The sequence below is a fragment of the Nocardioides limicola genome (assembly GCF_016827675.1).
Lineage (GTDB): Bacteria > Actinomycetota > Actinomycetes > Propionibacteriales > Nocardioidaceae > Nocardioides > Nocardioides limicola.
Map to the genome: position 1 here is coordinate 312107 of NZ_JAERJA010000002.1, position 13096 is coordinate 325202.

The following is a 13096-nucleotide window of genomic DNA, read 5'->3' on the forward strand; positions in this document are numbered from 1 at the left end:
CCACCCGTCGGACCGGGGACCGGCACTCGGGCCGCCCCCTGTGGGGTGCTGCTCAGAGCTCGACGACGCCCTCGGCGACCAGGACGGCGGGGCCGGTCATCAGCACCCGGTCATCCTCGGTCCACTCGATGCGCAGCGTGCCGCCCGGCACGTCCACCGTGTACGACGTACCCCGCGGCGCCTCGTCGGCGGCAGCGGCCGCGACCATCACCGCACACGCGCCAGTGCCGCACGACCGGGTCTCCCCGGAGCCGCGCTCGTGCACCCTCATCGCCACGTGGTGCTCACCGCGGCGGACCACGAACTCGACGTTGACGCCCTCGGGGTAGACCGACTGGTCGTAGGTCGGGGCCTCGGTCAACGCCCCCGCGTCGGCCAGGTCGTCCACGAAGGCGACAGCGTGCGGGTTGCCCATGTCCACGTGCACCGCCGGCCAGGTGTGGCCGGGGACGGTCACCTTGGTCTCACCGAGCAGCTTCGGCGTACCCATGTCGACGGTGATGCCGTCGGCGGCGAAGGTCAGCGTCTTGATCCCATCCCGGGTGGCGATCCGCAACGGATTCCGGGCGTCCACGTCCGCGTGCGTGGCCAGATACAGGCCGAGCACCCGGATCCCATTGCCGCACATCTCCGACAAGGACCCGTCGGCGTTGCGGTAGTCCATGAACCAGCGAGCCTCGCCCCGGGCGGCGACCGCGGCCGGATCGTCACTGGCGTCGGTGCGCACCACCCGGATCACCCCGTCGGCACCGATCCCGGTGCGTCGGTGGCACAACGCCGCAACCTGCTCGGGCGACAACTCCAGATCGCCCATCGGGTCGGGCAGCAGCACGAAGTCGTTCTCGGTGCCGTGCCCCTTGGAGAAGGTCCACTCGGTCATGGGTCAAGCCTAGGCGTCAGCCTCGGTCGCGCTTCAATCCCGGGTGCCCCTTGGCCAGCACCGGCAACAGGAGGCTGCGTGGCGTCACCTGGGCAGCCATCGCGCTGACCCGGTTGGCGGCACCGGGGATCACCACCTTGCGGCCCTTGGCCATCCCGGCCACGGCCGCCTTGGCAACCTCCTCGACCGGCAGCCACATCACCTTCGGCATGGCCTGGTGCGCCTCCTCGTCGGTGAAGCCGGCGGTGGCGACGAAGTCGGTGGCCACCGGCCCCGGGCACAGCGCGGTCACCGTGACGCCCGAGCCGGCCACCTCCGCGGCCACCGCCTGGGTGTAGGAGAGCACGAACGCCTTGGAGGCGGCGTACGCCGCCTGGCCGGGCAGCGGCTGGAACGCCGCGGTCGAGGCGACGTTGAGCAGGGCGCCGCGACCACGATCGACCATCCCGGGCAGGAACCGGGTGGTCAGGTCGACCACACTGGCCACATCCACCTCGACCATGCCGAGCTCCGCGGCCGGATCCGCCGAGGCGACGGGCCCGACGGTGGAGAGGCCGGCGTTGTTGACCAGCACCTCGACGCCGACCCCGAGCGACCCGACCCGCTCCGGCAGTGCGGCCCGGGCGGTGGCATCGCTGAGGTCGGCCGGAAGCACGTGAGCCACGGCGCCGGTGCCGCGCAGTTCCTCGGCGAGGGCCTGCAGTTTGTCCTCGCTGCGGGCGACCAGGATCAGTTGGTGGCCGCGCCGGGCCAACTCTCGGGCGATCTCGGCGCCGATCCCCGAGGAGGCGCCGGTGACCAGGGCGGCCCGATCGGGGCCGGGTGCGGGCAGGCTCATGCCGGCCACCCTACGGCGTCGCGCGCCCCGGCGTACCTCCTCGACTGCTGGCCGCCCGCACTGCGACTCCCCGGCCGGAACACCCTGATGTCAGGGGTTGCTGAACGTTGTCAGGGGTTGCAACACCTGACAACGTTCCGGAGTCCCTGACATCAGGGTGTTCCGTCAACGGCCGCCCGCACCTGGGCGAGGGCGTGCTCGAGGCGGGCCGGGTCGTCGTACTCCACCCAGTGGATCCGGGGGTCGCGCTTGAACCAGGCCTCCTGCCGGCGGGCGAACCGTCGGGTGGCGATCACGGTGCGTTCGATGGCCTCGGCCAGGGTGGTGTCACCGGCCAGGTGCGCCATCACCTCCGGGTAGCCGATCGCCCGGGAGGCGGTCCGGGACTCGGCCAACCCGCGAGCCAGCAGCCCCTCCACCTCGGCGACGAACCCGGCGTCGAACATCCGCTGGACCCGCAGTTCGATCCGCTCATCCAGCCGGGCCCGGTCGATCCGCACCCCGATCTGCACCGCCCCGGGCACGGCGTACTCCAGCTGGGGCAGGGTCGCCGAGAACGGGCGCCCGGTCAGCTCGATGACCTCCAGCGCCCGGACGATCCTCCGGCCGTTGCCCGGCTCGATCGAGGCGGCCGCTACCGGGTCGGACTCGGCCAGTCGGGCGTACATCGCCGCCACCCCCGCCTCGGCCAGCTCGCCCTCCAGTCGCGCCCGCAGTGTCGCCGAGGTGCCCGGGAACTCGAACCGGTCCAGCACCGCCCGGGTGTAGAGCGCCGACCCGCCGACCAGCACCGGGGCCACCGCCCGGCCACGCAGATCGCCGATGACCGTCCGGGCCAACTGCTGGAACTCCGCCACCGAGGCCGGCTCGGTGACCTCCATCAGGTCCAGCAGGTGGTGGGCGATCCCGCGCCGTTCGGCGACCGGGAGTTTCGCGGTGCCGATGTCCATGCCGCGGTAGACCTGCATCGCGTCGGTGTTGACGACCTCACCCCCGAGCGCCTCGGCGAGGTCCAGGGACAGGTCGGTCTTGCCTGCGGCCGTCGGCCCGACGACAGCGACGACCGGCACCCAGGGCTCCTGCACGCCGCCCAGTCTGGCAAACCCGCGCGCCCCGGGCTGGGGTGAGTCCCTAGGCTGGCTGCCGTGACGCGATTCCAGGTGGTGCCCGCCTCCTACGTCTACTGCCTGCGCGACGGCGCGGACGGGCCTGAGGTGTTGCTGCAGCTTCGGCAGCACACCGGCTACATGGACGGCCACTGGGCGGCCGGCGCGGCCGGCCACGTGGAGGCCGGCGAGACGGCGTACGACGCGGCCCGCCGCGAGGCCCGGGAGGAGCTCGCGATCGAGGCGGAGCCGGTCTTCGAGTTCTGCATGCAGCGCTCCGGCAACGCACCCGGCACCCCCGCCCACGCCCGGGATCCGGTCGAGGAGCGGATCGACTTCTTCTTCACCGCCCGGGTCTGGTCCGGGGAGCCGCAGATCGTGGAGCCGGCCAAGTGCGCCGACCTGCGCTGGTGGCCGCTCGACGCGCTGCCCACCCCGCTCGTCCCGCATGAAGCGCATGCGATCAAGCACCTCGGTGGCGAGGACCGCTACCTGACCTTCGGGATGTGACGCGATGGATCTGTTCACCCCGGTGGCCGACCAGTACGCGGCGTTCGCGCGCCAGGCGCGGCACGACTCCGCCTGCTTCTCCTCCTGGGCCGATCAGGTCGCCGCCGATCCGGAGCTCTGCGCGTGGATCGCCACCCTGCCGGCGATCAAGCAGCAGCCCAACCTGGTCTTCGCCGCCGCCCGCTGGCACGGCGTCCCCGCACCCGGGCCGTACGACGCCCTGCGCACCGCCCTGCTCGAGGACTCCGGCCCGATCCGCGCCACGATCGAGTCCCGGTCGACCCAGACCAACGAGGTCGGCCGGCTGGCCGTGCTGACCCCCGCGCTCGCCCAGTTGGGTGCGGAACCGGCGGCGCTGCTGGAGGTCGGCGCCAGCGCCGGGTTGTGTCTCTACCCGGACCGGTACGGCTACGACTGGGGCGGGCATCGACTGGCGGCTCCCCCGGGTGCACCCACGCTGCGATGTACGACGAGTGGTCCCACACCGCGACCGGCCCACCTGCCGCGGCTCGCCTGGCGAGGCGGTCTGGACCTGAACCCGCTCGACGTGACCGACGCCGACGCGATGGCCTGGCTGGAGAACCTGGTCTGGCCCGAGCAGGAGCACCGACGCCTCCGGCTGCGGGCCGCGATCGAGATCGCCCGAGCCGACCCGCCGCGACTGCGCACCGGCAACCTGCTCACCGACCTGGACGCGGCGATCGACGAGGCCGCCGCACACGGGCCGGTAGTGGTCTACCACTGCGCGGTGGTGGTCTACTGCACGCCCGAGGAGCGGGCGGAGTTCTCCGCGGCGATGCGCGCCCGGGTGCAGTCGGGTCGTTGCCGGTGGATCAGCTACGAGGGAAGCGGCGTGATCAGCGGCCTGGACGCCACCCCGCCACACCCGCACCACTTCGCGCTCGCGCTCGACGGCCGGCAGGTCGCCTGGGCACATGCACACGGGCGCACCTTGGACTGGCTCGGCTAGCCTCGCGCCATGACCGCGACGCTGCTCTGGCTGGACCTGGAGATGACCGGCCTGGACCCGGTCGAGGACCGGATCTGCGAGGTGGCCGCGATCGCCACCGACTGGGAGTTCACCGAGGTCGGCCGCTATCAGGCCACCAAGAAGGTGGGCCCGGCGCTGATGAAGCGTCGGATGGTGGGTGACTTCTGGGACGCTCACCCCCAGGTCCGCGATGCGCTCCAGGCCGCCAACCTCGACGGCCAGAACGGCCGCACCGTGGAGAACGAGTTGCTGGACTTCGTCGAGGCCCACTTCGACGCCGACACTCCGGTGCTGCTGGCCGGCAACTCGATCCACACCGACCGCCGCTTCATCGCGCACGAGTGGCCCCGACTGGACGCCCGGTTGCACTACCGGATGCTGGACGTGTCGGCCTGGAAGGTGGTCTTCGAGGGCCGCTTCGGGGAGAAGTTCACCAAGACCGAGGCTCATCGGGCGCTGTCCGACATCGAGGAGTCGATCGCCGAACTGCGGTTCTACCTCTCCAAACTGGCTTAACTGTGGGATCCCAGCCACATGCTGACTGGGATCCCACAGTTAAGCCGCGAGGGAGACCGCGCAGGTCGGCCCACACGGAGTCGGCCGCCCGGCCCAGCCACGCCGGTGCAGCAGCACCGCGATCCGGGCGGCGGTGACACAGGCCCGGTCGAAGACCTGTCCGTAGCCGATCCGCACCGTGCGCAGGCCCTCGACGGCCGCGTCCAGGTCCCGGTCCAGGTCCCGGTCCCGCTGCCGGGCGGTGTCATGGAAGAGCCGACCGTCCAGTTCCACCACCAGATCCCCATAGCTCGCGTCCCGATACGTCATCCCCAACGTGGCCTGGGCCCGGACCTGACGCACCGCCGACGGCAGCCCGTGGGCCCGCTCGACCCGGGTCAGATAGCCGTGCTCGAGCATCGAGCAGGCACCCTCGGCGATGTCGTCGAGCACCGCGGCGAGCCAGACTCCGCGCCGCGTCCGTTGCCGTTCACCCAGACAGGCGTGCAGGCGCTGTGCGGTGGTACGCCGGGTCTGCACCAGGCCAGCGATCACCGCGAGCGCCTCCAGGTCGGTGGCCGCCTCCGCCGCCACCCAGATGGCCGCGTGCTCGAGTCGCTGCCGTGGTGGGGCTCGGTGCCACTGCACCTGCGCGCCGAGCTTGGTCACCCGGCGCAGCTCGACCCCGGCCGGGGCCACCGGCGTCCGGGCGGACGGGACCGCCACCACGATCGGATCGGGGTCACGTCTGGCGAGCGCACTGCCCGGCCCCTCGATCGCACGCAGCGCGCTCCGGCCGGCCAGTGCGGCACCGGGTCCGGCCACCAGCACCGCAGCCCAGGCGCGCTGCACCCAGGTCAGCGGGCCGGTGTGGTCGGCGTACACCCCCGGGTGCACGGGCGTCCAGGCGTGCCTGCGGACCAGCCGCCGGATCTCGTGATCCGCAAGGCCGACGGCCTGTGCCTGCCGCCGACTGACCACACCCGACTGGTCGACCAACAGTTCCGAGATGTCCCGAGTCATCGGTCCATCCTGACCGACTCCGCGCGTGCGTGCAGCGCGAAGCGACCCGGCCTGTGGAGAACTCAGCCGCAGGCGGGCGCCGGTGGCAGCGGAGCGGGCACGCCGACGCTGGGGATGCCGAGCCCGACCTGGCCGGAGCTGCCGGTGGCCCGACCTTCCCAGGCGTCGCCGGAGCGAGTACGCCGCACCGACAGCACCGCACCGTCTGCCTCCAGGTAGTGCGGGGCGGCGCGGGTGATCTCGACGGTGACCATGTCGCCCGGACGTGGACTCTCGCCCGCCGAGGAGCCGGGGCCGCCCACCGAGGAGCCAGGCGCGAAGTGCACCAGCCGGTTGTCGGGCGCTCGGCCCGTCATCCGCCCCGACGCATCGTCCTTGCGCCCCTCGCCGGCGGAGACCAACAGTTCCACCGTCCGGCCGACGAGTCGCTTGTTCTCGTCCCAGGCGACCTCGGTGACCAGGTCGGTCAGCCGGCCGTACCGGTCCTTGACCACCGCCGGGTCGATCTGGTCGGCCATCGTCGCGGCCGGGGTGCCGGGCCGCTTGGAGTACTGGAAGGTGAACGCCGAGGAGAACCGGGCCTCGCGGACCACGTGCAGGGTCTGCGCGAAGTCCTCCTCGGTCTCACCGGGGAAGCCGACGATGATGTCGGTGGTGATCGCGGCGTCGGGGATCGCTGCCCGGACCCGCTCGATGATGCCGAGGTACTTCGACTGCCGGTACGAGCGACGCATCGCCTTCAGCACCGCATCCGACCCGGACTGCAAGGGCATGTGCAGGCTGGGCATCACGTTCGGGGTCTCGGCCATCGCCTCGATCACGTCGTCGGTGAACTCGGCCGGGTGCGGGGAGGTGAACCGGACCCGCTCCAGGCCGTCGACCTCGCCGCAGGCACGCAGCAGTTTGGAGAACGCCTGCCGGTCCCCGAACTCCACCCCGTAGGCGTTGACGTTCTGGCCCAGCAGCGTGATCTCGGAGACGCCGTCGGCGACCAGCGCCTCGATCTCGGCGAGGATCTCGCCGGGGCGTCGGTCCTTCTCCTTGCCGCGCAACGCCGGAACGATGCAGAAGGTGCAGGTGTTGTTGCAGCCCACCGAGACCGACACCCAGGCCGCGTAGGCGGAGTCCCGTTTGGTCGGCAGCGTGGAGGGGAAGGTCTCCAGCGACTCCAGGATCTCGACCTGGGCCTCCTCGGCGACCCGGGCACGCTCCAGCAGCACCGGCAGCGACCCGATGTTGTGGGTGCCGAAGACCACGTCCACCCAGGGGGCCTTCGCGGTGATCGTGGATCGGTCCTTCTGCGCCAGGCAGCCACCGACGGCGATCTGCATGCCGGGACGCTTCGCCTTCACCGGCGCCAGGTGACCCAGGTTGCCGTAGAGCTTGTTGTCCGCGTTCTCCCGCACCGCGCAGGTGTTGAACACCACGACGTCGGCGGTCTCGCCGTCGTCGGCGGCGACGTAGCCGGCATCCTCGAGCAGCCCGGAGAGGCGCTCGGAGTCGTGGACGTTCATCTGGCACCCGTAGGTGCGGACCTGATAGGTGCGGGGGGTGGTCATGATGACCCCTAGGGTACGACGCCGGGGGTCGCTCAGGGACATTCCGGATGACTGATGCGCCCAGGCACGGCAGGCTATGGGCCATGACCACGCAGACCATGGCGGCATCGGCCGCGCACACCACCGACCTGCGCAAGACCTACGGCTCGGGTGCCGCTCAGGTGAAGGCCCTCGACGGCGTCAGTCTTGACCTGTACGCCGGGCAGTTCACCGCGATCATGGGGCCGTCGGGCTCCGGCAAGTCGACGCTGATGCACTGCCTGGCCGCCCTGGACACTCCGACGGCCGGTGAGGTGGTGGTCGACGGGGTGGCGCTGGCCACCCTCAAGGACAAGGCGCTCACGAAGCTGCGACGGGAGCGGATCGGCTTCGTCTTCCAGGCGTTCAACCTGGTGCCCACCCTGACCGCGGAGGAGAACATCCTGCTGCCGCTCACCCTGGCCGGCCGCAAACCGGACCCGGACTGGTTCGAGTTGGTGGTGACCACGGTCGGGCTCGGCGACCGGCTCGGTCACCGGCCCAGTGAGATGTCCGGTGGGCAGCAGCAGCGGGTGGCGTGTGCCCGGGCGCTGATCAGCAAGCCGACAATCGTCTTCGCCGACGAGCCCACCGGCAACCTGGACACCATCTCCGGTGGCGAGGTGCTGGGGTTCCTGCGGCGCAGCGTCGACGAGTTCGACCAGACCATCGTGATGGTGACCCACGACGCGCATGCGGCGTCGTACTGCGACCGGGTGATCTTCCTCGCCGACGGTCGGGTGGTCGACGAGCTCGACAGCCCCGACCGCGACCAGATCCTGGCGCACATGACCGACCTGCAGGAGGCGGCGCTGCGGCGCGCCGGTCAGGCCGGAGCGCTGTCATGATCCGGCTGACGCTGCGCAACCTGGTGGCCCGCAAGGTCCGGTTGCTGATGAGCGCGCTGGCCGTGGTGCTGGGGGTGGCGTTCCTCTCCGGGGTGCTGGTCTTCAGCAACGGGCTGCAGGCCACGTTCGACCAGATCATCAAGGGCACCACCCCCAGCGGGCTGGTCCGCGCCGAGGGCAGCGCGTCGTTCAGTGCCGGTGAGGGCGGGGTCAGCACCGCCACCTTGTCGCCTCAGGTGGCCGCCGATCTCGAGGCGCTGCCCGAGGTGGCCCGCGCCGACGGGAACGTGGACGGCTTCGGGATGCACCTGCTCGCCAAGGACGGCTCGCTGGTGGGCGGCGGCGGTCCCCCGACGCTGGCGTTCAACTACGTCGACACCCCCAACCTGGCCGGGGAGCAGATCCTCGAGCTCAGCGAGGGCCGTTGGCCGACCGAGCCCGGCGAGATCGCCCTGGACGGCCGGGCCGCGGACAACGGCGACTATCAGGTCGGCGACCAGGTCCGGCTGATCGCTCCCTACGGGGAGTTGGAGCGCGACGTCACCCTGGTCGGCACCGCGGACTTCGCGGCCGGCGGGATGGCCGGTGCGGTGCTGATCATGTTCGACACCGCCGGCGCGCAGGAGATCTTCCTCGATGGCGCCGACGCCTACACCAGCATCAGCCTCACCGGCGCGGACGGCGTCAGCCAGACCGAGTTGGCCGAGGCCGCCGCAGCGGTGCTGCCGGACGGGTTCGAGGCGGTCACCGCCGACGTGGTGATCGAGGAGTCCGAGGACGCCATCGGCGCCTTCCTGGGCGTGATCTCCACGTTCCTGCTGGTCTTCGCGGTGATCGCGGTCGTGGTCGGCGGCTTCATCATCGTCAACACCTTCGCGATCCTGGTCGCCCAACGCTCCCGGGAGCTGGCACTGCTGCGGGCCCTGGGGGCCTCACGTCGCCAGGTGTCCCGGTCGGTGCTGTTCGAGGCGCTGGTGATGGGCGTGGTCGCCTCCAGCGTCGGCATCCTCGCTGGCTGGGCGTTGGCGCGTGGTCTGGCCGCGCTGCTCGGCGCATTCGGCTTGGAGGTGGCCGGCAGTCGGCTCACCCTCGACGCCGGCGTGGTGGCCGTCAGCTACGCCGTCGGCGTCGGCGTGACTGTGCTGGCGGCCTGGATCCCGGCTCGCCGGGCCGGCCGAGTCGCTCCGGTCGCGGCGATGCGGGCCGACTCGGTGGCGGCCCCGGGCAGCCTGCGCCGCCGCGCCTGGATCGGAGCCGGAGTGCTCCTGATCGGCGCCGGCTTGGCCGCGGCCGGTCTGCTCGGCGCGCCGGGCCCGAGCGCCCTGTGGGTCGGTGCGGCCGCGTTGCTGTGGCTGCTGACGGTGGCGGTGATCAGTTCAGTGCTGGGTCGGCCGGTGCTCGCCGCCTGCCGGGCGCTGTTCAGCCGGACCTTCGGCGCCCCCGGCCGCCTCGCCGGTGAGAACGCGATGCGCGACCCGCGCCGCACCGGCGCGACCGCGTCGGCGCTGATGATCGGCCTGACCCTGGTCTCGTTGATCGGCGTGCTCGCCTCGTCATTGAACCGGTCGATCGACGACCTGATCGACGCCGACGTGACCAGCGACTTCATCGTGCAGAGCGCGACGTACATGCCCTTCCCGGCCGCCATCGGGGACCGCCTGGAGGAGGTCGACGGCGTCGGCCCGGTCAGCCGGGAGCAGTGGGTGCAGGCGTCGGTGGACGGGGAGTCGACGTTCATCGCCGGCTACGACGCGCTGTTCACCGAGATCTACCGGGTGGAGATGGTCTCTGGTGAGCCGGCGATCTCCGGCCATCAGGCGCTGATCTCGGACAAGACCGCCGAGGACCGCGACTTCCAGCTCGGCGACCAGGTCGCGCTCACCTTCCCGGGCGGGACGCAGATCGACGTCACGGTCGCCGGCGTGATGGAGGCCAACAACACTCTGGCCGACGTCGCGGTCCCCCTCGACCTGTTCGCCGAGGCCGGCCTCGCGCGGCAGGACAACGCGGTCAGCATCCTGCTCGCCGACGGCGCCGACCCTGAGGCGGTGTACGACGCGCTCAAGGAGGCGGCGCTGGGGTGGCCGATGATCGGTGTCTTCGACATGGGTGACCTCGGCGAGCAGATCCGGGGACAGGTCAACCAGTTGCTGTTCCTGATCTACGGACTGCTGGCGCTGGCGATCGTGATCGCGGTGATCGGGATCGTGAACACGCTGGGGCTCAGCGTCATCGAGCGGACCCGGGAGATCGGGTTGCTTCGGGCGATCGGGATGACGCGGTCACAACTGCGCCGGATGATCACCGGTGAGTCGGTGGCGGTGGCGGTGCTCGGGGCCGTGCTCGGACTGGGACTGGGGGTGCTCTCCGGCACCCTGCTTCAGCAGGCGCTGTCAGATGACCTGACCAGCCTCGGGGTGCCGGTCGGACAGTTGGCGCTGTTCCTGGCCGTGGCCGTGGTGGTCGGCGTGCTGGCGGCCGCGTTGCCGGCCGCACGGGCGGCGCGGCTGGATGTGCTGGAGGCGATCGCCACCGAGTGAATCTCGATACACCGCCTCGTTCCTCGGCGGCACTCGATCACCGACCCAGGCCTCGATACACCGAGCCCTGGTGGCCTCGATACACCGCCTCGTTCCTCGGCGGCACTCGACCACCGAACCGCGGCACTCGACCACCGAACCGCGGCACTCGACCACCGAACCGCGGCACTCGACCACCGAACGGCGGCACTCGATCATCGAGTGGGGAACGCACGAGGCACCCACCACAGGTAGGCGATCATCCCCCACAACTCGACGAGCGACTGGACGACGATGGCCACCACGGCCACCTCGAAGCCGGCCGGCAGGGCCAGTGCCAGCGGCAGCACCACGAACGAGTTGCGGGTGGCCAGGGTGAAGGCGAGGGTCCGGCCTTGGGCAGGTGGCAGTGAGACCGCCCGGGCCAGCACCGAGGCGAGGGCGGCCACCGCCACCAGGAAGGCCACGAAGACCGGCACGATCGACGGCAGCACCTCGATCGCGTCGACCACGGCGTCCACCTGGGCGGCTGCGATCAGGAAGATCACCAGCGCCAGGAGTGGCACCGGGCCCCAGCGGAGCCGGTCGCGCGCCGAGGCGGGGACCGGTCCCCTGTCGATCCCCCACTCGGTGGCCACCGCCACCAGCAACGGCACCGCCACGACCAGCACTGCCGGCGCCACCTGTGCCGGGGTGAGTACGCCGGCCACGTCCGAGCGCGCGATCAGCCACAGGTAGCCGGGCAGCAGCAGCAGTTGCAGCACCAGGTTCACCGGGGTCAACGTGACCGCCCGGGCCGAGTCACCGCCGGCCAGGTGGGTGAAGGTGATGAACCAGTCCGTGCAGGGGACCAGCAGCACCAGCAGCACCCCGAGCCGGATCGCCGGGTCGTCGGGGAGGAACTGGACCAGCCCCCAGACCAGCAGCGGCACCAGCACGAAGTTGCCGACCAGGGCCACGCCGGTGAACCGCGTGTCGGTCACCGCCTCGCGCAGGTGCAGCAGCGGCACCTGGACGAAGGTGGTGAAGAGCAGCAGCCCCAACACCGGCCAGACCAGCGTCTCGGCGACCGGACCGACGACGGGGGCGACGGTGCAGACCAGCAGGCCCGCACCGAGGGCCACCAGGTAGAGCCAGACCTGCTGCCGCTCCAGCGTCAGCGGTGCCATCGTCCACCTCCCACTCCCCACGCGAGGTCCCATCATCGACCACCGGAGCCCGGCCGGGACCGGGCAGGTAACGGTTCGGACACTTTGTCGCGCCGGGTGATGCAGATCACCCCCTCGGTGAACCAGAGTGAAACGACGATCCATGACCGAAGGAGTAAAGGATGAGGAAGCTCACACGGCTCGCAGCCGCGGTGGCCGCCGGATTGCTGGCGACCACGGCAGCCTGTTCGGCAGGCACCGACGATGCCGAGGGCGACGGGGGGCCACTCAGCGTGATGGTGCTGGGCACCGGCTCCGTCGGCGGCACCTACTACCCGCTCGGCGGCGCGATCGCCCAGATGTGGAACGGCAGCATCGACGGACTCACCGTCTCCACCGTCGCCAGTGGCGCCTCGGTGGAGAACCTGGTGAACGTCAACAACGGCGACATCCAGTTGGGGATGGCCGTCAACGGCACCGCCACCCAGGCCATCAACAGCCAGGGTGCCTTCGAGGGCCAGGACATGGACTTCACGTTCCTGGGCAACATCTACCCGGAGGTGATGCAGATCGTCGCCCGCGCTGACTCGGGCATCGAGACCGTCTCCGACCTGGCCGGCAAGCGAGTGGCCATCGGACCGGACGGATCCGGCACCCAGGGGCTGGCACTCGCCATCCTCGAAGCCGCCGGAGCCGAGCCCGCCTCCACCTTCGCCGACGGTTTCGGTGATGCCGGCGCCAAGTTGCGGGACGGCCAGATCGACGCCGCGTTCGGCATCCTGGCACTGCCGGACGGCACCCTGACCGAGGTGGCGCAGAGCGTCAACGTGGTGATGGTGACCATCCCCGACGACATCCGCGCAGCGTTGGAGGAGAACGACCCGACCCTGTCCACCTTGGACATCCCGGGCGGCACCTACCCCGGGGTTGCCGGTGACGCGGTGACGGTGACCAACTGGGCCACCCTCTACGGTCCGCGCAACCTCGATGAGGACCAGGTCTACGACCTGGTCAAGTCGATGTACGAGCAGGCCGACGAGGTCAACCACGCGGTGGCGGCGTCGATCCGCATCGAGACCGCGCTCGACGGGCTCTTCGACATCGACATCCACCCCGGTGCCGAGCGGTACTACCGCGAGGTCGGCGCCCTGGAGTAAGCCG

At 71.1% G+C, this 13096-nt stretch carries 12 protein-coding genes; 6 read left to right on the forward strand and 6 right to left on the reverse strand.

All coding sequences use genetic code 11. From position 1 onward, the window contains the following. Positions 1–52 precede the first annotated feature (52 nt). From dapF to miaA, 3 genes are all read right to left on the reverse strand, one after another. Complete coding sequence (dapF, locus tag JKG67_RS05420; RefSeq protein WP_203336247.1) at positions 53–880, reverse strand: diaminopimelate epimerase; 828 nt, start codon at positions 878–880, stop codon at positions 53–55. A 16-nt stretch (positions 881–896) separates the two neighbouring features. Further along, the gene (locus JKG67_RS05425) at positions 897–1718 is read right to left on the reverse strand and encodes an SDR family NAD(P)-dependent oxidoreductase (protein ID WP_203336248.1); all 822 of its coding nucleotides are present in this window, start codon (positions 1716–1718) and stop codon (positions 897–899) included. 152 nt (positions 1719–1870) lie between these two features. Next, positions 1871–2812 carry a tRNA (adenosine(37)-N6)-dimethylallyltransferase MiaA gene (gene miaA, locus JKG67_RS05430; protein ID WP_372442047.1) on the reverse strand — a complete coding sequence of 314 codons (942 nt, stop codon included), beginning with the start codon at positions 2810–2812 and terminating at the stop codon, positions 1871–1873. 51 nt (positions 2813–2863) lie between these two features. On the opposite strand from miaA, the gene JKG67_RS05435 reads away from it, so the two are divergent. The 3 genes from JKG67_RS05435 to orn are packed head-to-tail and all read left to right on the forward strand — an operon-like array spanning position 2864 to position 4841. After that, positions 2864–3334, forward strand: a complete 471-nt coding sequence (locus JKG67_RS05435; RefSeq protein ID WP_203336250.1) for an NUDIX domain-containing protein — start codon at positions 2864–2866, stop codon at positions 3332–3334. A gap of 4 nt (positions 3335–3338) precedes the next feature. Beyond that, the gene (locus JKG67_RS05440) at positions 3339–4304 is read left to right on the forward strand and encodes a DUF2332 domain-containing protein (protein WP_203336251.1); all 966 of its coding nucleotides are present in this window, start codon (positions 3339–3341) and stop codon (positions 4302–4304) included. A 9-nt stretch (positions 4305–4313) separates the two neighbouring features. Further along, positions 4314–4841 (forward strand): oligoribonuclease, encoded by a 528-nt coding sequence (gene orn / locus JKG67_RS05445; RefSeq protein ID WP_203336252.1) that lies wholly within the window; start codon positions 4314–4316, stop codon positions 4839–4841. A gap of 39 nt (positions 4842–4880) precedes the next feature. On the opposite strand, the gene JKG67_RS05450 is transcribed toward orn, so the two are convergent. Beyond that, entirely contained in the window at positions 4881–5843 is a 963-nt protein-coding gene (locus tag JKG67_RS05450) for a type IV toxin-antitoxin system AbiEi family antitoxin domain-containing protein (RefSeq protein ID WP_203336253.1), read from the reverse strand. A gap of 62 nt (positions 5844–5905) precedes the next feature. Then, positions 5906–7402, reverse strand: a complete 1497-nt coding sequence (gene miaB / locus JKG67_RS05455; protein ID WP_203336254.1) for a tRNA (N6-isopentenyl adenosine(37)-C2)-methylthiotransferase MiaB — start codon at positions 7400–7402, stop codon at positions 5906–5908. Positions 7403–7485: 83 nt separating this feature from the next. Between miaB and JKG67_RS05460 the strand changes: the two genes are divergently transcribed. Beyond that, positions 7486–8268 carry an ABC transporter ATP-binding protein gene (locus tag JKG67_RS05460; protein WP_372442039.1) on the forward strand — a complete coding sequence of 261 codons (783 nt, stop codon included), beginning with the start codon at positions 7486–7488 and terminating at the stop codon, positions 8266–8268. Beyond that, positions 8265–10808, forward strand: a complete 2544-nt coding sequence (locus JKG67_RS05465; RefSeq protein WP_203336255.1) for an ABC transporter permease — start codon at positions 8265–8267, stop codon at positions 10806–10808. Before JKG67_RS05460 ends, JKG67_RS05465 begins: the two co-directional genes overlap by 4 nt. Before the next feature lie 194 nt (positions 10809–11002). Here JKG67_RS05465 and JKG67_RS05470 read toward each other — a convergent pair whose 3' ends face one another. Further along, a complete protein-coding gene (locus tag JKG67_RS05470; protein ID WP_203336256.1) occupies positions 11003–11956 on the reverse strand; it encodes a bile acid:sodium symporter in 954 nt (317 codons plus the stop codon). A 161-nt stretch (positions 11957–12117) separates the two neighbouring features. Here JKG67_RS05470 and JKG67_RS05475 point away from each other — a divergent pair, with 161 nt between their 5' ends. After that, positions 12118–13092, forward strand: coding sequence for a TAXI family TRAP transporter solute-binding subunit (locus tag JKG67_RS05475; RefSeq protein WP_203336257.1), 975 nt, complete (start codon positions 12118–12120; stop codon positions 13090–13092). Positions 13093–13096 lie beyond the last annotated feature (4 nt).